Genomic DNA, 572 nt, shown 5'->3' with positions numbered 1-572 from the left:
TGTCCACGGCGCAGCTTGAAAGCCTGACGGGCACGCTGAGCTCGGTGCAGACGCAGGCGATCTCGACGGCGACCATCCAGGCGCTGGGCACGGCAGTGGCCTCGCTCACGACGTCGTCGCTCACGACGGCGCAGGTGGCAGCGCTGACGACCGCGCAGATCGAATCGCTGACGGGTTCGCTGAGCACGGCCCAGACGCAGGCGATCTCGACGACGAACATCCAGGCGCTGGGTACGAACGTCGCGTCGCTGACCACGGCCATGCTGTCGACTGCCCAGGTAGGTGTGCTCGTCGCCGGCCAGGTATCGGCAATCTCGTCGGCCCTGTCGTCGGCGCAGGTCGGTGCGCTCAGCACCACGGGTGTGCTGGGTCTGAACCTTTCGGGCCTGAGCACGGCGCAGTCGCAGGCGCTGACCACCAAGGACATCCAGTCGCTGGGTACGAACGTCGCGTCGCTGAGCACGGCGATGCTGACGACGGCGCAGGTTGCGGCAATGTCCACGGCGCAGCTTGAAAGCCTGACGGGCACGCTGAGCTCGGTGCAGACGCAGGCGATCTCGACGGCGACCATC

Annotated in this window: 1 pseudogene; it reads left to right on the top strand. The window is 67.5% G+C overall.

Annotated elements, in window-relative coordinates:
* Positions 1-572: pseudogene (locus VSR34_RS38290) on the top strand (hypothetical protein); the annotation flags it as partial.

The organism is Paraburkholderia sp. JHI2823, from assembly GCF_038900695.1.
Lineage (GTDB): Bacteria > Pseudomonadota > Gammaproteobacteria > Burkholderiales > Burkholderiaceae > Paraburkholderia > Paraburkholderia mimosarum.
This window is presented reverse-complemented; position numbering and strand designations above follow the sequence as displayed.